The following is a 19,577-nucleotide window of genomic DNA, read 5'->3' on the forward strand; positions in this document are numbered from 1 at the left end:
GCAAATCGACGCACGGAGGTGAGCATGTTCGAATCCGCCGAACTGGGGCACAAGATCGACGAGGCCGATTACGAGAAGGAGCTGCCCGCACTGCGCGAGGCGCTGCTGGAGGCGCAGTTCGAGCTGCAGCAGCAGAAGCGCTTCCCGGTGATCATCCTGATCAACGGCATCGAGGGCGCCGGCAAGGGCGAGACGGTCAAGCTGCTCAACGAGTGGATGGACCCGCGGCTGATTCAGGTCAACACCTTCGATGTGCAGACCGACGAGGAACTGGCGCGGCCGCCGGCCTGGCGCTTCTGGCGCCAGCTGCCGCCCAAGGGCCGCATCGGCATCTTCTTCGGCAACTGGTACAGCCAGATGATCCAGGGCCGCGTGCATGGGCATTTCAAGGACGCGGTGCTGGATCAGGCGATCGACCGGGCGCTGGCGCTGGAGGAGATGCTCTGCGACGAGGGCGCGCTGATCTTCAAGTTCTGGTTCCACCTGTCCAAGAAGCGCATGAAGGCGCGGCTCAAGGAGCTACAGGACGACCCGCAACGCGCCTGGCGCCTCAGCCCGCTGGACTGGCAGCAGTCGAAGACCTACGACAAGTTCGTGCACCACGGCGAGCGCGTGCTGCGCCGCAGCAGCCGCGACTTCGCGCCCTGGTACGTGGTGGAGGGCAGCGACGAGTGCTACCGCAGCCTGACCGTGGGGCGCATCCTGCTCGACGGCCTGCAGGCCGCGCTCAAGGACCAGGCGCCACGCCCGCACCGGGCGCATACCGCGCCGCTGGTGGCCAGCCTGGACAGTCGCACCCTGCTCAGCAGCCTGGATCTCGGCCAGCATCTGGAAAAGCTCGACTACCGCCAGGCGCTCGATGCCGAACAGGCGCGCCTGGCCACGCTGATGCGCGACAAGCGCATGCGCCGGCACGCCCTGGTAGCAGTGTTCGAAGGCAACGACGCGGCCGGCAAGGGCGGCGCCATCCGCCGCGTGGCGGCGGCGCTGGACCCGCGCCAGTACCGCATCGTGCCGATCGCCGCGCCCACCGAGGAAGAGCGTGCTCAGCCCTATCTGTGGCGCTTCTGGCGGCACATCCCGGCACGCGGCAAATTCACCGTGTTCGACCGTTCCTGGTACGGCCGGGTACTGGTGGAGCGGGTGGAGGGCTTTTGCGAACCGGGCGATTGGCTGCGCGCCTACGGCGAGATCAACGATTTCGAAGAGCAGCTCGTCGATGCCGGTGTGGTGCTGGTGAAGTTCTGGCTGGCCATCGACCAGGAGGAGCAGTTCCGCCGTTTCACCGAGCGCGAGGAAATCCCCTTTAAGCGCTTCAAGATCACCGAAGAGGACTGGCGCAACCGCGACAAGTGGGAGGCCTACTGCGATGCGGTGAGCGACATGGTCGACCGAACCAGCACCTCGATTGCGCCCTGGACGCTGGTGGAGGCCAACGACAAGCGCTTTGCCCGGGTCAAGGTGCTGCGCACCATCAACGAGGCCCTGGAGCGGGCCTTCGCGCAGGACTAGAAGGCGCGGCTTTCGATGATGTCGTTGGCCTGCTTCATGCGGCGGACGTAGAAGGCGATTTCCCGCTCGGCGTCGACACGGGTGAAGTAGGGGCCTTCCAGCGTGCCCTCGCGGGTGGCGAAGAAGTACTGGCCGTTTACTGAACTGATCCGCTCGCTGCGGTAGTGGGTGGCGGGGCTGGGATCGACGACGCGTTGTCCGTACATGGCGGTGGCTCCTGCGCGAAGGGTGCACTGTTTTGAGTGTAGTGCGCAGGGCGAGGGGCGCCGCTGCGTGCGACGGGTGGTCATAAAATGATCAGCTGCGACACAGTTGCTGCCGCCAGCGGCGCCCAACTGTGGCTGCCGACCGTTGCTGCCGGCGCCCTAGAATGATCGGCCCGCCTGCTCGTTTTCCTCCGAGGCTCCCATGCACGTTTCATCCGGCCGCTGGCTCGCCGGTCTGCTGCTCGCCCTGACCACCGCCGTGCTCTGGGGCATCCTGCCGATCAAGCTCAAGGAAGTGCTGCAGGTGATGGACCCGATCACCGTCACCTGGTACCGCCTGCTGGTCTCCGGCGCGCTGCTGCTGATCTGGCTGTCGGCCAGCCGCCGGCTGCCGCGTTTCGCCCCGTTGGGCCGGCGCGGCCTCGGGCTGCTGGGGCTGGCCATCGGCGGCCTCACCGCCAACTACGTGCTGTACCTGATCGGCCTGCGCATGCTCACCCCGGGTACCACGCAACTGGTGATCCAGATGGCGCCGATCCTGTTCCTGGTCGCCAGCCTCATCGTGTTCCGCGAGTCCTTCAGCCTCGCCCAGGGCATCGGCATGCTGATCCTGCTGGCGGGCTTCGGCCTGTTCTTCAACCAGCGCCTGGACGAGCTGCTGACGTCGCTGACTACCTACACGACGGGCGTGCTGGTGATTCTTCTGGCGGCTTTCGTCTGGGTCTTCTACGGCCTGGCGCAGAAGCAGCTGCTGACCCAGTGGAGCTCGCCACAGATCATGATGGTGATCTACCTCGCCTGCGCGCTGCTGCTCTCGCCCTGGGCCCATCCGCTGCAGGTGCTGCAGCTCAGCCCGTTGCAGTTCTGGCTGCTGCTGGCCTGCTGCCTGAACACCCTGGTGGCCTATGGCGCCTTCGCCGAGGCGCTGGCGCACTGGGAGGCCTCGCGGGTGAGTGCGACGCTGTCCGTCACGCCTCTGGTGACCTTCTGCGCCGTGGCGCTGGCCGCGCTGTGGTGGCCCGACCATGTGCAGCCGGAGCAGATCAACCTGCTCGGCTACGGCGGGGCTTTGCTGGTGGTGCTGGGCTCGGCGCTGACCGCGCTCGGCCCCTCACTGCTGGCCGGCTGGCAGGCACGCCGGACCCGCAGGGTGGTCGTGCCATAGGGTGCGCCGCGCGCACCGAGGGTTTCTCATGGCCGTGGTGCCCCCGGCCTAGGCTCTGATGCCTAAGTTCTCGGCCTTGCGCAGCCAGCCCTGGCGCTGTTCCTCGGAGGAGGGGCGCACCGGGGAAAACTCGGTCAGACGGCGGGTCTTGATGCCGCAGAAACCGAGGATGGTGCGCACCATCTGCCGGTGCGCCGGCGCGCCGTATACCCAGCGGAAATACCAGGGCGGCGTGTCGAGGGTTACCAGCAGGTCGGCGCTGCGCCCGGTCAGCAGCTTATCCCACAGCTGCGAGCGGTTGCGGTACTTGAAGGCGAAGCCGGGCAGGAAGGTGCGATCGAAGAAGCCCTTGAGCAGCGCCGGCACGCCGCCCCACCAGACCGGGTAGACGAACACCAGGTGCTCGGCCCAGTGGATCTGCCGCTGGGCCTCCAGCAGGTCCGGCTCCAGTGCCTGGTTCTGGCCATAGCCTTCGCGCAGGATGGGGTCGAACTGCAGCTCGCCGAGGCGGAGCTGCCGCACCACGTGGCCCTTGCCGCGCGCGCCGTTGCTGTAGGCCTCGGCGAGGGCGTGGCACAGGCTGTCGTGCTTGGACGTACCGAGAATCAGCAGGATGCGCTTGCCGTCGCCCTCCAGCGGGGTGGCGCCACTCTTCGCCTCGTCAACCATGTTGTCCGGACTCCAGCATGTTTTCCGGGCGCACCCAGGCGTCGAACTGCTCGTTGCTCAGATGACCGAGCTGCAGGGCCGCCTCGCGCAAGCTGAGTCCTTCGGCGTAGGCCTTCTTGGCGATGTCCGCGGCCTTGTCGTAGCCGATATGCGGGTTCAGCGCGGTCACCAGCATCAGCCCGCGCTCCAGGTGGGCGGCCATCTGCCGCGCGTCCGGCTCCATGCCGGCGACGCAGTGCTGGGCGAAGTTGCGGCTGCCGTCGGCGAGCAGGCGGATCGACTGCAGCAGGTTGTGGATGATCACCGGCTTGAACACGTTGAGCTGAAGATGGCCCTGGCTCGCGGCGAAGGCGACGGTGGCGTCGTTGCCGAGCACCTGGCAGGCGAGCATGGACAGCGCCTCGCACTGGGTGGGGTTGACCTTGCCGGGCATGATCGAGCTGCCCGGCTCGTTGGCCGGCAGCTTCACCTCGGCGAAGCCGGCGCGCGGGCCGGAGCCGAGCAGGCGCAGGTCGTTGGCGATCTTCATCAGCGCCACGGCCAGGGTCTTCAGCGCGCCGGACAGCGCGGTGAGCGGCTCGTGGCCGGCGAGGGCGGCGAACTTGTTCGGCGCAGAGACGAAGGGCAGGCCGGCCAGCGCGGCCAGCTCCGCGGCCATCGCCTCGGCGAAACCCTTGGGGGCGTTGAGCCCGGTGCCGACGGCGGTGCCGCCCTGGGCCAGCTCGCACACCGCCGGCAGGGCGGCGCGGATGGCCTTCTCGGCGTAGTCGAGCTGGGCGACGAAGGCCGACAGCTCCTGGCCGAAGGTTACCGGCGTCGCATCCATCAGGTGGGTGCGCCCGGTCTTGACCAGGCGCATGTGGCGGGTGGCCTGTTCCGACAACGCTCCGGACAGCTCGGCCACGGCCGGCAGCAGCTGGTGCTGCACGGCCTGCACCGCGGCGATGTGCATGGCGGTGGGGAAGCTGTCGTTGGAACTCTGCGCGCGATTGACGTGATCGTTGGGGTGCACCGGGCTCTTGCCGCCGCGGCCCTGTCCGGCCAGCTCGTTGGCGCGGCCGGCGATCACCTCGTTGACGTTCATGTTGCTCTGGGTGCCGCTGCCGGTCTGCCAGACCACCAGCGGGAACTGCTCGTCGTGCTGGCCGGCCAGCACCTCGTCGGCGGCCTGTTCGATCAGCCGGGCGATATCGGGCGGCAGGTCGCCGATACGGTTGTTGACTCGCGCAGCGGCCTTCTTGATCAGCGCCAGGGCGTGCACCACCGCCAGCGGCATGCGCTGCTCGCCGATGGCGAAGTTGATCAGCGAGCGCTGGGTCTGGGCGCCCCAGTAGGCCTCCTCGGGTACTTCGATGGCACCGATGCTGTCGGTTTCGATACGGCTCATGAACGGTCTCCGGTCTGTTTCCGGCAGTTTAGGCTGCCGGGGGTGGGACGGGTTCCCCGCCGTCTCTATCGGTTCGATTTACCAGCGCGCGCGCGTGGCACCGAGCCACCCATAGGCGCTGCTGACCGGTACCTTCTCGCCTTGCGGGCCGCGCAGCACGCCGTCGAAACGGCCGAACCACTGGCGGGTGTCGGCGTAGAAGGGGCCCAGCCGTGGGCAGGCCTCGTGCAGTTGGCGGGGGGTGAAACAGAGGTCGACCTGGCCGTCGGCGCCATGCAGGTGCCAGGGCTCCAAGGGACCCTGGGGGCTCTGTTCGATCTGCACCGGTTGTTCCAGATGGCGCAACTCGCCGCCGAACCACAGGGCGTTTTCCGAGAGCCCGCTGTGGTCGGTCCAGCCCGCGCCGAAGTTGCCGGCGATGCCGCCGGGGGCGGCGAAGGCGGCGCGCGTCCAGTGGCTGTTCAGTGGCCAGACGCCGCGGGCGAAGTCCAGCGAGGCGAAGCTCTGCCCCGGCGTGCACAGGTACTGCCGGCCCCCGAGCTGCAGGTTGCCGCTCACCGGCAGGCCGAGCTGGCGAGTGGTGGCGTGGAAGGTGCGGCGGCCCATGGGGCAGACCAGATTGACCGATTCCAGGTGCGGCGGGCGCAGGATGTCCAGGCCCACCTGCAGCGGCTGGCCGCCGATATCCGTGGCCATCACGCTCAGCCGCACCGCACTGCCGCGGTCCTCGGCGCGCATCGACAGCTGGGCGTGCTGGAAGGCATGACTCTCCAGCGGCGTCTCGGGCAGGCTGCAGCCACGGCCGAACGGGCGTATCCGGGTGTGCGAGGCCGATTTGCCGCTGTGCAGGTCGAGGAAATAGGCGGCGCCGTAGCCTAGGTAGTCGAGGTCGGCGAAGGTCAGGGCCAGCATCCAGTCCGGCGTGGTGATGCACCAGTGGTTCCAGCGCTTGCGCCGGCCCAGGTTGCAGGGCAGGGCGCAGCTCACCTGCGGGCGGTTCGACCAGCCGACGGCGGCGGGGTCGAGGCGCCCCCGGGGGTCGCACAGGCGCTGCGGAGCGAGCGGTCGGGCGAAGCTGTTCATCGAACACATCCATGTGTGGGGCGGTTGCTGAAATGCCGGTCCGCCGCCAGAGAATGACAATCATGCCCAGTTGCCGGGCCCAGGGGCAAGTACTGGCCCTTTGCTCTGCGCGCCGCGCTTGAGCGGGGCAGGCGCTGCGCGCAGAATGGCCGCCCGCTCTATTTCCCGAGGAAATCCCATGATTCGCCTGCGCGCCCTCTGTTCCCTGTTGCTGCTGCTCGCCAGCGGGCCGCTGCTGGCCGATGCCTCGCCCAGCCATGTCGCCGAGGCTAAGCGCTTCCTCGAGCTGAGCCGCGCCGACAGGCTCGCCGTGCCGGCCTACATGCAGGTGCGCCAGATGTTCGCCCAGCGTTTCGCCCAGGCGGGCGGCGGCGAGGCGCAGAAGGCGGTGCTGGAGCGCTATCAGGCCCAGGCCAACACCGCGCTGGACAAGGTGGTGGGTGAGGGCCAGCTGGACGAGGCGCTGGTGGCCCTCTACACCGACGCCTTCACCGAGGCCGAACTAAAGGAACTGCTGGCCTTCTACCAGACTCCGGTCGGGCGCAAGGTGCTGGAGCAGATGCCGCAGCTGATGGCGCACGCCGCCCAGCTGACCCAGGAGCGCCTGCAGCGCGCCGTGCCGGAAGTCGACAAGCTGCTCGGCGAGATGGCCGCCGAACTCGCGCCTTCCAAGCAATAAGGAGTACTCCGACATGAGCATGCGCGACAGCATCATCGCCGCCCTGCAACCGCTGCAGGCCGAACACCTGGACGTGCTGGACGAGAGCCACATGCACAGCCGCGGCCAGGAGACCCACTACAAGGCAGTAATCGTCAGCGAGGCCTTCGCCGGCCTCAACGCGGTCAGGCGCCACCAGAAGGTCTATGCCACCCTGGGCGAGCTGATGCGCCAGTTCCACGCCCTGGCGCTGCACACCTACACCCCCGAGGAATGGCAGGCGCAGGGCGCCGCGCCCGACTCGCCGACCTGCCGCGGCGGCAGCAAGCACGACCTCTGACCCCCGCTGCGAGGCCGGCCATTGGTCCAAGGTAGGATGTGAGCCACGCCCGCCTGGGTTAGAATCGCCCCCGCGCCGGCCCCAGCCGGCGCTTTCATTTCTATCCCCGGTCCGCCCTTTGCGAGGGTGACCACTGGAGAGCCTCATGACTGCGAAGATCGTCGTCGCCGCGCTGTACAAGTTCGTCTCCCTGCCGGACTACGAGGCACTGCGCGAGCCCCTGCTGAACACCATGGTCGAACACGGCGTGAAGGGCACCCTGCTGCTCGCCGAGGAAGGCATCAACGGCACCGTATCCGGCACGCGCGCCGGCATCGACGGCCTGCTGGCCTGGCTCAGGCGCGATGCGCGCCTCGCCGACGTGGACCACAAGAAGTCCTACTGCGACGAGCAGCCCTTCTACCGCACCAAGGTCAAGCTGAAGAAGGAAATCGTCACCCTCGGCGTGCCGGGCGTAGACCCCAACCAGCGGGTCGGCACCTACGTCGAGCCGCAGGACTGGAACGCCCTGATCAGCGACCCCGAGGTGCTGCTGATCGACACCCGCAACGACTACGAGGTGGCCATCGGCACCTTCGAGGGCGCCGTCGATCCGAAGACCAAGTCGTTCCGCGATTTCCCGCAGTACGTCAAGGCGCACTACGACCCGGCCAGGCACAAGAAGATCGCCATGTTCTGCACCGGCGGCATCCGTTGCGAGAAGGCCTCCAGTTACATGCTCGGCGAAGGCTTCGAGGAGGTCTTCCACCTCAAGGGCGGCATCCTCAAGTACCTCGAGGAGGTCCCGCAGGAGCAGAGCAAGTGGCAGGGCGACTGCTTCGTCTTCGACAACCGGGTGACGGTGCGCCACGACCTGTCCGAGGGCGACTACGACCAGTGCCATGCCTGCCGCAACCCGATCTCGGCCGCCGACCGCGAGAGCGAGCACTATTCGCCCGGCATCAGCTGCCCGCATTGCTGGGACTCGCTGCCGGAGAAGACCCGCCAGGCCGCCCGCGAGCGCCAGAAGCAGATCGAGATCGCCCAGGCGCGCAACCTGCCGCACCCCATCGGTTTCAACTACAAGGCGCTGCAGGAAGGCTGAACCACCACCCCGGAACGGCTGCTCTGTGCCTACACTGCAGCCTCCACTCGACGTCGCCCGCCGACTAAGGACCGCCAGTGCGCCCAGCCCGCCTGATCTACGTGATGGACCCCATGTGCTCCTGGTGCTGGGGCTTCGCCCCGGTGGTCGAGGTCCTGGCCGAGCAGGCCGCCGCGGCGGGTGTTCCGTTGCATCTGGTCACCGGCGGCCTGCGCCGCGAGCGCGCGGCCATGGAGCCGGCCGCGCGGGTGCGCATCCTCGCCCACTGGCAGGCGGTCAACGCCAGCACCGGCCAACTGTTCAACTTTCACGATGCGCTGCCCGAAGGCTTCGTCTACGACACCGAGCCGGCCTGCCGCGCCCTGGTCATCGCGCGCCAGCTGGACGAGCAGAGCGTCTGGCCGTTGGCCAAGCTGATCCAGGAAGCCTTCTACGCCGAAGGCCGCGACGTGACCCGCGCCCAGGTGCTGGTGGAACTGGCCGAGCGCGCCGGGATTCCGCGCATCGAGTTCGCCGCGGCCTTCGACAGCCCTGCCATGCAGGCGGCCACCGAAGCCGACTTCACCTGGGTTCAGGACCTCGGTATCGCCGGCTTCCCGACCCTGCTGGCCGAGCGCGAGGGGCAGCTGGCCCTGCTGACCAATGGCTACCAGCCGCTGGAGGTATTGCAACCGCTGCTGGGCCGCTGGCTGGAGCACGCGGCCCATGCCTGACCGGCTGACTTGGGCGGAGATCCGCCGCCTCGCGCTGCGCCACCGCAAGGGCCTGATCCTGGCCAACCTGATCGCCGTAGTCGCCACCCTGTGCAGCGTGCCGATCCCGCTGCTGCTGCCGCTGCTGGTCGACGAGATCCTGCTGGAGCAGGGCGACGCGGCGCTCAAGGTGATGGACCGCTTCCTGCCCCCCGCATGGGAGACGGCCGCCGGCTACATCGGCCTGATGCTGGCGCTGACCCTGACGCTGCGCCTGGGCGCGCTGGTCAGCAACGTGCTGCAGGCGCGCTTGTTCGCGCGCCTGTCCAAGGACGTGATCTACCGACTGCGCGTGCGCCTGATCGAGCGGCTCAAGCGCATCGCCCTGGGCGAGTACGAGAACCTCGGCGGCGGCACCGTCAGCGCACACCTGGTCACCGATCTGGACACCCTCGACAAGTTCGTCGGCGAGACCCTGAGCAAGGTCCTGGTGGCGCTGCTGACGTTGACCGGCACCGCGGCGATCCTGATCTGGATGCACTGGCAGCTGGCCCTGCTGATCCTGCTGTTCAACCCGCTGGTGATCTACGCCACGGTGCAGCTGGGCAAGCAGGTCAAGCACCTGAAGAAGCTGGAGAACGACAGCACCTCGCGCTTCACCCAGGCGCTGACCGAGACCCTGGAGGCGATCCAGGAAGTGCGCGCCGGCAACCGCCAGGGCTATTTCCTCGGTCGCCTCGGCCTGCGCGCCCGCGAGGTGCGCGACTACGCCGTCGCCTCGCAGTGGAAGAGCGATGCGGCCGGGCGCACCAGCGGCCTGCTGTTCCAGTTCGGCATCGACGCCTTCCGCGCCGCCGCCATGCTCACCGTGCTGTTCTCCGACCTCACCATCGGCCAGATGCTCGCCGTGTTCAGCTACCTCTGGTTCATGATCGGCCCGGTGGAGCAACTGCTCAGCCTGCAGTACGCCTATTACGCGGCCGGCGGCGCGATGGCGCGGATCAACGAGCTGCTGGCCCGCGCCGACGAACCGCAGCACGCGGGCCGCGTCGACCCCTTCGAGGGCCGTGAGACGGTCGGCATCGAGGTGCGCGGCCTGTCCTTTTCCTACCGCGACGACACGGTGCTGCACGGTCTCGACCTGTCCATCGCGCCGGGTGAGAAGGTCGCCCTGGTCGGCGCCAGCGGCGGCGGCAAGAGCACCCTGGTGCAATTGCTGCTCGGCCTCTACACGGCCCAGGCCGGCACCATCCGCTTCGGCGGCGCCAGCCTGGAAGAGATCGGCTTGGAGCGGGTGCGCGAGCATGTCGCGGTGGTGCTGCAGCATCCGGCGCTGTTCAACGACACCGTGCGCGCCAACCTGTGCATGGGCCGCGAACGCAGCGACGAGGCCTGCTGGCAGGCGCTGGAAATCGCTCAGCTGGCGACGACCATCCGCGCGTTGCCGGAAGGGCTCGACAGCATGGTCGGCCGCTCCGGCGTGCGCCTCTCCGGCGGTCAGCGCCAGCGCCTGGCGATCGCCCGCATGGTGCTGGCCGAACCCAAGGTGGTGATCCTCGACGAGGCCACTTCGGCCCTCGACGCCGCCACCGAATACGCCCTGCACGAGGCCCTCGGTCGCTTCCTCGGCGGCCGCACCACGCTGATCGTCGCTCACCGCCTTTCCGCGGTTAAGCAGGCCGACCGGGTGCTGGTGTTCGACGGCGGCAGCATCGCCGAGGACGGCGACCACCAGCAGTTGATCGCCGAAGGCGGGTTGTACGCCAAACTCTACGGCCATCTGCAGCACTGAATAAAAAAGGCCGCCCGCAGGCGGCCTTTTTCATTTGACGAAGTGCTCAGCGGGGCTGAATGTCACCGGACTGCCAGCGGTTTTCGCTGTCATTGAGCGCCTGGGCAATATCACTTAGCTGAGTCGACGGCAGCTCCTTGGGCAGCGGATCGAGACCGACGCTGGCGAACAGTTGGCCATAGCTGTTGCGCAGTTCTGCATAGGCTAGGTCCCGGCGCAGGTCGGCCTGCAGGGCGTTGAGTTCGCCCTGAATCAGCTCCAACTCGCCGATTCCCTGTGCCTTGTGGCGATTGCGCAGCTGATCGGCGATCTGACTGTCCAACTGGGCTAGCTCTTGACTGGTCTGGAACTGGCGCTGTGCCTCGTTGAAGTTGGCGTTGGCGACATACAGCTGCGCTAGCACCGCCATGGACATGGCCTGGCGCCGCGCATCGGCTACTTCCTGCCCGGCCTTGGCGACATCGATGGCGGCAGGCGCGGACAGCACGTTGAACAGGTTCCAGGTCACCTTGACGCCATAGTCTGCCCAGCTCTGGTTCACCAGGAAACTGTTGCTGTCATAGTGCCCGCCGGCGGAGAACTCCAGGCCTGGTAGCAGGCGCAGCATGGCCTTGCGCGTTTCTGCTGCACTGATGCGAGCCTGATAGTCCTGCTCACGCAGTTCCGGGCGGTTGGCCAGCGCCACCTGGGCGAGGTGATCCATGTCGACCTTCAGCTCTGGCACCGAATAATCGTTGCTGGCGGCGAGGGTCAGATCGGTGCCCAGGGGCAGGTTGATGAGGGTGGCCAGTTCGGTCTTGGCCAGCGACAAGGCACTGCGCTGCTCTTCCAGCTGGCGGGTGGCCTCGATCAGCGCGCGCTGGTAGCTCAGCGCCTGGACCGGGTCACCGATGCGTTCGCTGCTCATGCGCTGGCTGCTGCTGCGCGCCTCGTCGACACGCGCCATCAGACTGTCGATCTGCTTCAGCAGGCGCTCGGCCGCCACGGCGCGCCAGTAAGCGGAGCGCACGTCCTGGATGATGGTGTGAACTACTTTGCGGCGGCGCTCCTGCACGATCAGGCGCTGGTCGCCCTGCTGCTTGGCGCTGACGTAGCTGACACCGAAGTCGAGTACGTTCCACACCATGGTCAGATCGGCCACGCCACGGTCGCGATCCTGCGAGGTGGACGGCTCCAGCGACTGGGTGCCGGTCTCGATGCTCTGGCTGCTGGAGGCGCTGACGTTGTTGCGGCCCGCATAACCGGCGGACAGCGCCATACGCGGCAGCATGTCGAAGGTGGCCAGGTCGACCTGGCGCTGGGCCATGGCTTCTTCCATGACCTTCAGGCGAGCTTCGAGGTTGTACTTCACCGCACGAGCCATGGCCTCGTGCAGGGTCAGTGGGCCGCTGAGGGGCTCCTGGTCCTTGAACATGCTCTGCAGATCGCTCTGTGCCCGCTGCTCGCTGGTGCTGCGCTCGATAGGCTGGCTGGTGACGGCGCAACCGCTGATGGCCAGCGCGAGCAGGCTCACGCCGAAGAGTTTCTGACTTTTATTCATCCTTGGGCCGCCCCCTAAAAACGGCTTAAATTTGCAGCTTTATTGTTTGTTTCAGCTAGCAGCGTCGGCATTGCCGATCTGGCTGAAGGCCGAGACCAGTGTGCGCAACTGAGCTTGTTCGTTCTCGTGCAGATCATGCAGCTGCTGACCCAGAGATGGTGCGCCGAAGACTGCACTTCCCCCACGCTCGCCGCCGAAGCCACTGCTCCATTTCTTTCCATCGAAGACTTTCAGCGGCTCCGACTCCTGCAGAGCGTCCTGGCCGAAGATGTTGGATAGCGAGCTGGAACCGAAGAGCCCGCCATCGCCGCCACCAAAGCCGAGGAAACCGTTGCCTGAGCCATCACCGCCGATATCGCTGGAGTTGCTCGCGAATACCTGGGCGAGGAAGCTGGGTGCCAGCGCTCCCTGGGTGATAAAGATATTGCCCAGAGTCGAGATGCCGCTGCCCAGCGTAGGCGCCTCAAACAACGGTGGAGGCAACAGCGGAGACATGGTTGGCGCCTGAGATGCCGCCGGCAGCAGCGGTTGGATCGGTGGCGCTTGAGTAGGTTGTGCGGTTACGGGTGGATAGGCCATGAACTCTGGATCACCGCCTTGGGCAATTGTCGTGACCGTGTAGGCATTGGAGCTGATCAGCTGATTGCCCGTGTTACCAGCGAGATCCGTCACAGTGTCGGTATTGAGCGTGATCAGATTGTTTGTGTTGTTGATATTGGTGAACGGTGTCAGCACCGCCGTCCAGGTAATGCCACCGTCGTTGCTGCTCAAGTTGCTCAAGGTGCCATTGGCGACGGTGAAGTCCGCGACAGTCAGGCCAGTGATGACCTCGCTGAAGGTGATGGTGACAGTCGATGTTTCGCCAGCGATCAGTGCCGTGTCGCTGACGACAATGCTGGCTGTCGGACGTAGGGTGTCGATGGCATAGCTGTTTGAGGTGGTTGTGCCAACTCCGGCATTGCCAGCAGCGTCTTGTACGCCTGCGTTATTCAGCGTGATGCTGTTGGCCGCATTTTCGACGTTGAGAGTCGGTGTGAAGGCGGCCGTCCAGGTGATGCTACCGTCGTTGCTGCTCAAGTTGCTCAAGGTGCCATTGGCGACGGTGAAGTCTGCAGCCGTAAGCCCGGTAACGGCCTCGTTGAAGGTGATGATCACCGTTGATGTTTCGCCGGCAGTGAGCTCTGTATCACTCACGACAATGCTGGCAGTTGGCGGCAGATGATCGATGGCGTAGTTGTTGGAGTCAGTGTTGCCGCTGCCGATATTGCCAGCGAGGTCCTGTAATCCGGCGTTATTTAAAGTGATCACGTTGCTGACGTCATTGACGTTGGCCGTTGGCGTCAGGGTGGCGGTCCAAGTGATGCCGCCATCGGACGAGCTCAGTCCGCTGAGCGTACCGTTGGCGACTGCAAAGTCGGCGGTAGTCAAGCCGGTGACGGCCTCGTTGAAGGTGATGGTGACGGTAGTGGTTTCGCCGGCGGCCAAGACGTTATCGGCCACGCTGATCGTAGCGGTGGGAGGTGCTGCATCGATCCTCACGCTACTGGTGGTCCCGACACCATTCAGCGTCGTGACGGCATCGTTGCCGACGCCATCCTTCAGCGTGCCGCCATTGATCTGGATGGTGCTGCCCACACTGATGCCGTTGCTGTCATTCTGGCCACTCGCGACGGTGAGGCGGAACACCAGTGCGCTTGTGCCCGAGCCGGACAGGTAGCTGGCATAGACGGTACCGCCGGTATCGAGCGTGATGGCGAGACGCGGCGTGCCGCCGCTAGTGTCGACGGTGATGTTCTCGCTAAAGTTGACGGTGAAGTCGAGGTTCTGGCCGGCCACATAGGTGCCGTTGGCGGGCACGCTGACCGAGCTGACGACAGGTGCTACGCCATCGATCACCAGCGCGGCATTGGCGCCCAGACTATCCGCCGCACCGGACAAGGGCAGGGTGTTGAAGGCCGGGTTGCCAAGGCTGACGCTGTCGATGGTGGCGCCATTGAGCGACAGCGCGTTGGTGCCGATGTAGTCGAGGTCGGCGCTGTGGTCGCCAGCCTGCACCACATAGGCGAAGGTGAGCGTGCTGCTGCCGCTGCCGCCCACGTAGACGGCATTGCGGTCGATGGCGCCGGTTTCCAGCAGCAAGGTCGGCGTGCCGCCGCTGACGTTGACGGCCTGGTCGAAGGTGACGGTGATATTGACGGTCTCGCCGACCTTGTAGCTGCCGTTGGCGCTGCTGCTGGCCACGCTGATGATCCCCGGGTTCGGTTGGGCCACGTTGATCAGGATGGTGTCGGTATCGGTCTGGCCACCGCCGCTGCCCGATTGGCCGAGATCGTTGGTGGTGATTTGCACCGAGGCGGGGCCGTAGTAGCCACCGGTGGGGGCGAACGACAGACCGGCCAGGGCGTTGTTGATGGCGCTGAGGTTGCCTTCGAACACCATGGTGCCGTCGCCGGTGCCGTTGCCGACCAGGAAGCTCAAGCCGCTGAGGCTGCCCAGGGTGAGTAGGCCGTTGCTGGCGGTGAGGGTGACGCGTATCGTGCCGCCGCCGACGTCCACGTCTGTGATCGACAGCGCGTTGCCGTTGCCGGTGCTGAACACCAGGGTGCCGTCCTGCAACACGCTCTGGGTGCCTGGCACGCTGTTGACCGGGGCGTCGTTGACGGTGGTGACGGTAAGGGTGACGGTGGTGTGGTCGGTCTGGCTGCCGCCGCTGCCGGTGTTGCCGCCGTCGTCGATGGTCACGTCGAGCGCCACGTTGCCGGTGGCGTTGACGGCGGTGGTGTAGCTGACCGCGCCGCCGGTGACGAAGGCATTGATGTCGGACAGCGTGCCGCTGAGGCTGAGCGTGCCGGTGCCCGAGCCGAGCACGGTGACGCCGGACGCGCCGGTGGCGCTGAGGGTGCCGCTGCCCGGCGCGACGCTGAACTGCACGCTCACCGTGCCCGAGCCGGCGTCGACGTCGCTGAAGCTGATGCCGCTCAGCGCGGTGGTCACGTCCTCGGTGACGGCGATGGACGGGGGCGCGCTGACGTGCGGTGCATCGTTGATCGGGGTGATGGCGATGGTGACTGTGCCGCTGCCGGTCTGCGCTGCGCCGCCGGATTGGCCGCCGTCGTCGATGCCGGCGGTGAGGGTGACGCTGGCGGTGCTGTTGGCCGCACCCAGGAACTGCACGGCGCCGCCGGCGATGAAGGCGTTGATGTTGGCGATCGAGCCCGACAGCGTCAGCGCGCTGGCGGTGCCGCCGATGGTGACGCCGCCGCCGCTGGTGGCGGACAGCGTGCCACTGCCGACCGACAGGGTGACGGTGACACTGGCGCTGCCGGCGTCCGCGTCGGCAAAGCTGATGCCTGTGATGGCGGTGGCGGTGTCCTCGGCTGCGGTCAGGCTGGCTGGCATCGACACGGTCGGCGCGTCATTGGTGGCAGCGATGGTGACGGTGCGGTTGGCGCCGCTGCTGTCGCTGTTGCCGTCGTTGACCTTGAAGGTGATGGTGCGGTCGAGGCTCGATGGGATATCCGAGCTGTTGCTGTAGGTGACGCTGCGCAGCGCGGCCTGCCATTGCGCGGCGGAAGCGCCCGCGGCCGAGCTCAGCGTCAGGATGCCGGTGCCGCTGTCGTAGCTGGCGACGATGTCGCCCATAGTGGCCGGATTGTTGGTGAAGGCCAGCACGTCCTGACTGCCGAGGAAGTTGCCGCTGATCGCCACCGTAGCGCTGGAGAGCTGCGGCGAATCGCTGTCGGACACGGTGAGGCTGCTGTCGATCACTACCGGGGTCGAGGTCACGTTGTTGCCTTCGACGAAGGCGGCGCTGCCGCCGCTGGCGGTGACCACCGGCGCGTCATCGATGGCGGTGACGGTCAGGGTGGCGGTATCGCTGGCGGCCGAGAACGGATTGGCGCCGCCGGTGGCGCTGGCGTCGACCTTGGTGCCCTGCTGGCCGGCGGTGGTGCCGCTCTGATCCCAGGCGTGGTAGGTCAGGCTAACGTTGCCGCCGTTGATGCCATCGGGCACGAAGCGTACCCGGTCGCCGCTGCGCAGCAGCAGCGCGGAGGCGTCGGAGACCGCTCCGACGTTCTGCCAGCTAGCGCCGCCGTTGGTGCTGTATTGCCAGGTGCCGGTACCGGAGGTCAGGCCGGTGAGGGCGATGCCCTGCACCGCGCTGGTGTCCGCATCGGTGACATGGCCGGTCAGGAAGCTGGACACCGCCACGCCGGGGTTGTTGGTGTCGGAGTCGGTCAGGCCGGTCAGCGTCGGGCCGACCGGGGTCAGCACCGGGGCGTCATTGACGCTGCTGACGGTGAGCGAAGCCTGCGCGGTGCCGCTGGAGTACGCGGCGCTGCCGCCGTTGGTGCTGGTATCGGCGGTACTGCGTATGCCGTTGCTGGAGGCGGTGCCGGCGCTCTGGTCCCAAGCGCGGAAGGTGAGGCCGGCCGCGCTGCCGTTGGCGCCATCCGGCACGAAGCGCAACTGGGTGGTACTGGATAGCAGCAGCGCGGCGCTGTTGGAGACGGCACCGACGCCGGTCCAGGTGACACCATCGGTGGAGTATTCCCAGGCGCCGCCGCCGCTGCTGCCGGTGATGGCGATGCCGCTGGCGGGGCCGTCCGGGTCGGCGTGGGTGGCGCTGCCCAGCAGGGTGGCGACGGTGACGGCGGACGAGGTGGCGTCTTCGCTGGTGCCGGCCCAGGTGTAAGGGCCGCCGGACAGCGTGGGCGCGTCGTTGACGCCGGTGAGGGCCACTTGCGCGGTGACCGCCGTGGAGGTGGCGCCGCCACTGTCGGTGACGGTGAAGTTGATCTGGCGGGTGGCGTCGGTGCCGCCGGCGGTGGGGTCGTCCGAGGTCGAGGAATAGGTGATCGAGCGCAGCGCGGCCTGCAACGAGGCCAGCGAGCCGCCACCGCTCAGTGTCAGCACGCCGGTGCCGCTGTCGTAGCTGACGGTGAAGCCGTTGGGTGCGCCGACGGACAGCACGTCGCCGGCACGGAAGTCGCTGACGGTGACGGTGGCGCCCTGGAAGGTGGTGCTGTCCACGTCGGCGAGCGTCAGGCTGCCGCTGAGCACGACAGCGCTGCCGCCCTCGGTGTAGCTGGTGTTGCTGTTGGCCGGGCTGAGCGTCGGCGCGTCGTTCACCGCCACCACGGTGACGGTGACGGTGTTGGTGGTGGCGGTGTAGCTGTCGCCGTCGTAGACGGTGACGCTCAGGGTGCGCGCCGACGCGGTGGGGTTGTCGACGTTGCTGTTGTCGTACACCAAGTTGTGCAGCAGCGCTTCGACTGCGGCCGGCGTGGCCGAGGCCGAGTTGAAGGTGATCACCAAATCGTTGCTGCCGCTGCCGCCGGTGAAGGTGCCGATGGCGACGCCACCATAGGTGATGGTGCTGCCGCTGACGCCGATTTGCCCGGCGCCGGTGCCCTGGTTGCGGATCGACAGCAGGTCTTCGGTGGTGACGCGGTTGGTGGTGATCGACACCCGCACGCTGCCGCCGTTGAAATCGGCTGAGTCGCCGTCCGACACCGTGGCATTGCTGCCCAGGTCGATCAGCCGGGCGCTGTCGCCCTCGGTGAAGGTGACGCTGTCGCCTTGCAGACCGCCTAGCACGGACGGAGCATTGGGCACGTAGCTGGTATTGAGTGCGCCGCCGTCGTTGTATATGCCGGTGACTGCGGCGGGGCTAGCGCCAGGCGAGCCGGTGCCCAGTTCCTGACCGCCGGCGCCACTGCCGGCACCGTTGTTGGTCATGGCCGCGTTGTTGGCCGCAGTGATATTGAAAGTGCCTTTGTTCCACACTGCGCCGACGCCACGCCCACCTTCGCCGCCGTTCTGGTTGCCCAGCGAGCCGCCAGCGCCGCCACCCCCGCCGCCGCCGCCGGCGCCGAGGTTGTTACTGATGATCGAGTTGCCGATGACGTTGATGGTGCCGCCGACCGCGTTGTAGAGGCCGCCTGCCGCGGAGCCGCCTCGGCCGCCCGTCGCGTCGGTGCCCAGGCCGCCGCCGCCGCCGCCGATGCTGATGCTGCCGTTGGTGGCGGTGCCGCCCGTGCCACCGGTGGAGTAGCCCAGGTAGCTGCCGCCGGCGCCGCCGACGCCGGTACCGCCCTGGCCGCCCATGCCGGGGAAGGCGCTATCGGCGCCGCCACGGCCACCCTGGTTGGCGCTGCCGCTGCCTCCCAGATTGTTGGAGACGCCCGATTCGCCGCCGCGGCCGCCGATGCCGCCGCCCAGCGCGCCGCCGCCGCCCCCGCCCCCGCCGTCATAGGCGAAGTTGCCGCCGCCGCCACCGCCGCCGGCCGCTGCGTTGGCGGTGATCGAGGTGTTGAGGAGGGTGAGCGTGCCGGCGTTCCAAATGCCGCCACCGAGGGCGTTGGCGGCGGCCAAGCCGTTGCCGGCATCGCTGCCGTCGCCAGATACCAGGCCACGGGTGATCACCAAACCGTCGAGCATCACGTTGCTGCCGGCCTGCACCTGGAGCACCCGACTGCGGTAATTGGCGTCCAGGGTCACGTCGGCGACGCCGTCATTGTTGAGGTCGCCATCGATGGTCAGGTTCTTGTTGATCACCAACTGGCCCGAGGTCAGGCCAACGGTCATGCCGCTGTTGAAGGTGATGGTGTCGCCGGTGGTGGCTGCGGCGATCTGGTTGCGCAGGGTGCCGGCGCCGGTGTCGGCGTTACTGGTGACGGTAATGGTAGCCAGGTTGTACTGATAGCCGCGCTCGGCCTGGGCCGACAGCACCGAGGTGCTTTCGATGCTGCCGCGCGTGACTTCCAGCACCCAGTCGCTGCCGGCGCCGGTGCGGTTGCTGGACGCGGCGATGTCGCGTCCGGTGCTGATGGCCAGTGCATCGACGAAGGCCAGCCCTCGTTCGCCGTCGGCGGTATTGCAGGCGTAGATCAGGATGTCGCCGCCCTGCGCCATGTTGCTGCCGAGGCGCGCGAGGTTGTCAGAGTAACTGTTGATGTTCTCCGCGGAGAGGTAGCTGCTGCCCAGCCACAGGTCGCCGCTGTAACCGTGGGCCAGGATCTGCACCGAGGCAGCTCCGGCGTGCTCGGCAAGATAGGCACTCATCTGGGCCAGGCCGTCTTGGTCGGCGCGCAGATAAACCACCTCGGTGCCGGGCTTGAGGTCGGCGACCAATCCGCTGGCGTCCTTCACGCGGGCATCGATGAACAGGACGTTGCGTGTGCCGGGTGTGTCTTGCGAGGGCGCAGCCGCTGCCGCGGCTTGGCCATAGTCGGAGCTGTCCGTGGTGGGGGTTGAATGGGCAGAAGAGTCCTTGGGCGCAGCTTCGGCGGCTTGAGTCGCGGTGGCAACGGCAGCGCCGTCGAACATGACGCGTGGTTCAAGTGCTTGCATTAGAGGCGAGCGGGCTTGGGTGCGCTTATTGTCGTGGGCAGTTTTTGTTGTCTTAAGCTTGTTCCACCACATGCTTCTATCCCCTGACATGCG

13 protein-coding genes are annotated in these 19,577 nt (G+C 67.2%); 7 read left to right on the plus strand and 6 right to left on the minus strand.

Translation table 11 applies throughout. The annotated features are described in order from the left end of the window. Positions 1 to 24 precede the first annotated feature (24 nt). The gene (gene pap, locus NF616_RS02140) at positions 25 to 1,512 is read left to right on the plus strand and encodes a polyphosphate:AMP phosphotransferase (protein ID WP_252271401.1); all 1,488 of its coding nucleotides are present in this window, start codon (positions 25 to 27) and stop codon (positions 1,510 to 1,512) included. On the opposite strand, the gene NF616_RS02145 is transcribed toward pap, so the two are convergent. Further along, on the minus strand, positions 1,509 to 1,718 hold the full coding sequence (locus NF616_RS02145) for a DUF6316 family protein (RefSeq protein WP_252271402.1): 210 nt from the start codon (positions 1,716 to 1,718) through the stop codon (positions 1,509 to 1,511). The two genes, pap and NF616_RS02145, sit on opposite strands and share 4 nt — an antisense overlap. A 202-nt stretch (positions 1,719 to 1,920) precedes the next feature. On the opposite strand from NF616_RS02145, the gene NF616_RS02150 reads away from it, so the two are divergent. After that, positions 1,921 to 2,883: a DMT family transporter gene (locus tag NF616_RS02150; protein WP_252271403.1), complete on the plus strand. Its 963-nt coding sequence runs from the start codon at positions 1,921 to 1,923 to the stop codon at positions 2,881 to 2,883. A 48-nt stretch (positions 2,884 to 2,931) separates the two neighbouring features. Here NF616_RS02150 and NF616_RS02155 read toward each other — a convergent pair whose 3' ends face one another. The 3 genes from NF616_RS02155 to NF616_RS02165 form a co-directional block, all read right to left on the minus strand. Then, on the minus strand, positions 2,932 to 3,552 hold the full coding sequence (locus NF616_RS02155; protein ID WP_252271404.1) for an NAD(P)H-dependent oxidoreductase: 621 nt from the start codon (positions 3,550 to 3,552) through the stop codon (positions 2,932 to 2,934). Then, the gene (locus NF616_RS02160) at positions 3,545 to 4,939 is read right to left on the minus strand and encodes a class II fumarate hydratase (RefSeq protein WP_252271405.1); all 1,395 of its coding nucleotides are present in this window, start codon (positions 4,937 to 4,939) and stop codon (positions 3,545 to 3,547) included. Before NF616_RS02160 ends, NF616_RS02155 begins: the two co-directional genes overlap by 8 nt. A gap of 78 nt (positions 4,940 to 5,017) precedes the next feature. Next, positions 5,018 to 6,022 (minus strand): DUF2804 domain-containing protein, encoded by a 1,005-nt coding sequence (locus NF616_RS02165; RefSeq protein WP_252271406.1) that lies wholly within the window; start codon positions 6,020 to 6,022, stop codon positions 5,018 to 5,020. Positions 6,023 to 6,200: 178 nt separating this feature from the next. Here NF616_RS02165 and NF616_RS02170 point away from each other — a divergent pair, with 178 nt between their 5' ends. From NF616_RS02170 to NF616_RS02190, 5 genes are all read left to right on the plus strand, one after another. Beyond that, on the plus strand, positions 6,201 to 6,701 hold the full coding sequence (locus NF616_RS02170; RefSeq protein WP_252271407.1) for a DUF2059 domain-containing protein: 501 nt from the start codon (positions 6,201 to 6,203) through the stop codon (positions 6,699 to 6,701). 13 nt (positions 6,702 to 6,714) lie between these two features. After that, a complete protein-coding gene (locus NF616_RS02175) occupies positions 6,715 to 7,020 on the plus strand; it encodes a BolA family protein (protein WP_252271408.1) in 306 nt (101 codons plus the stop codon). A 145-nt stretch (positions 7,021 to 7,165) separates the two neighbouring features. Continuing rightward, on the plus strand, positions 7,166 to 8,104 hold the full coding sequence (trhO, locus tag NF616_RS02180; protein ID WP_252271409.1) for an oxygen-dependent tRNA uridine(34) hydroxylase TrhO: 939 nt from the start codon (positions 7,166 to 7,168) through the stop codon (positions 8,102 to 8,104). Positions 8,105 to 8,208: 104 nt separating this feature from the next. Beyond that, positions 8,209 to 8,817 carry a DsbA family protein gene (locus NF616_RS02185; protein WP_252271594.1) on the plus strand — a complete coding sequence of 203 codons (609 nt, stop codon included), beginning with the start codon at positions 8,209 to 8,211 and terminating at the stop codon, positions 8,815 to 8,817. Next, positions 8,810 to 10,588 (plus strand): ABC transporter ATP-binding protein, encoded by a 1,779-nt coding sequence (locus NF616_RS02190; RefSeq protein WP_252271410.1) that lies wholly within the window; start codon positions 8,810 to 8,812, stop codon positions 10,586 to 10,588. Before NF616_RS02185 ends, NF616_RS02190 begins: the two co-directional genes overlap by 8 nt. A gap of 46 nt (positions 10,589 to 10,634) precedes the next feature. Here the strand turns inward: NF616_RS02190 and NF616_RS02195 are convergent, their stop codons facing one another. Further along, positions 10,635 to 12,128 carry a TolC family protein gene (locus NF616_RS02195; protein WP_252271411.1) on the minus strand — a complete coding sequence of 498 codons (1,494 nt, stop codon included), beginning with the start codon at positions 12,126 to 12,128 and terminating at the stop codon, positions 10,635 to 10,637. 51 nt (positions 12,129 to 12,179) lie between these two features. Beyond that, positions 12,180 to 19,484, minus strand: a complete 7,305-nt coding sequence (locus NF616_RS21200) for an Ig-like domain-containing protein (protein ID WP_434091843.1) — start codon at positions 19,482 to 19,484, stop codon at positions 12,180 to 12,182. Between the last annotated feature and the right edge of the window lie 93 nt (positions 19,485 to 19,577).

Origin of the sequence: Pseudomonas subflava (assembly GCF_023823685.1) — a bacterium.
In the GTDB taxonomy this organism is placed as follows: domain Bacteria; phylum Pseudomonadota; class Gammaproteobacteria; order Pseudomonadales; family Pseudomonadaceae; genus Aquipseudomonas; species Aquipseudomonas subflava.

What these genes read in the sequence shown, in the direction of transcription:
- NF616_RS02170 (WP_252271407.1), top strand. Translation starts at nt 6,201, where the DNA reads ATGATTCGCCTGCGCGCCCTCTGTTCCCTGTTGCTGCTGCTCGCCAGC.
- NF616_RS02165 (WP_252271406.1), bottom strand. Translation starts at nt 6,022, where the DNA reads ATGAACAGCTTCGCCCGACCGCTCGCTCCGCAGCGCCTGTGCGACCCC.
- NF616_RS02145 (WP_252271402.1), bottom strand. Translation starts at nt 1,718, where the DNA reads ATGTACGGACAACGCGTCGTCGATCCCAGCCCCGCCACCCACTACCGC.
- NF616_RS02150 (WP_252271403.1), top strand. Translation starts at nt 1,921, where the DNA reads ATGCACGTTTCATCCGGCCGCTGGCTCGCCGGTCTGCTGCTCGCCCTG.
- NF616_RS02185 (WP_252271594.1), top strand. Translation starts at nt 8,209, where the DNA reads ATGGACCCCATGTGCTCCTGGTGCTGGGGCTTCGCCCCGGTGGTCGAG.
- NF616_RS02190 (WP_252271410.1), top strand. Translation starts at nt 8,810, where the DNA reads ATGCCTGACCGGCTGACTTGGGCGGAGATCCGCCGCCTCGCGCTGCGC.
- pap (WP_252271401.1), top strand. Translation starts at nt 25, where the DNA reads ATGTTCGAATCCGCCGAACTGGGGCACAAGATCGACGAGGCCGATTAC.
- trhO (WP_252271409.1), top strand. Translation starts at nt 7,166, where the DNA reads ATGACTGCGAAGATCGTCGTCGCCGCGCTGTACAAGTTCGTCTCCCTG.
- NF616_RS02160 (WP_252271405.1), bottom strand. Translation starts at nt 4,939, where the DNA reads ATGAGCCGTATCGAAACCGACAGCATCGGTGCCATCGAAGTACCCGAG.
- NF616_RS02195 (WP_252271411.1), bottom strand. Translation starts at nt 12,128, where the DNA reads ATGAATAAAAGTCAGAAACTCTTCGGCGTGAGCCTGCTCGCGCTGGCC.
- NF616_RS21200 (WP_434091843.1), bottom strand. Translation starts at nt 19,484, where the DNA reads ATGCAAGCACTTGAACCACGCGTCATGTTCGACGGCGCTGCCGTTGCC.
- NF616_RS02175 (WP_252271408.1), top strand. Translation starts at nt 6,715, where the DNA reads ATGAGCATGCGCGACAGCATCATCGCCGCCCTGCAACCGCTGCAGGCC.
- NF616_RS02155 (WP_252271404.1), bottom strand. Translation starts at nt 3,552, where the DNA reads ATGGTTGACGAGGCGAAGAGTGGCGCCACCCCGCTGGAGGGCGACGGC.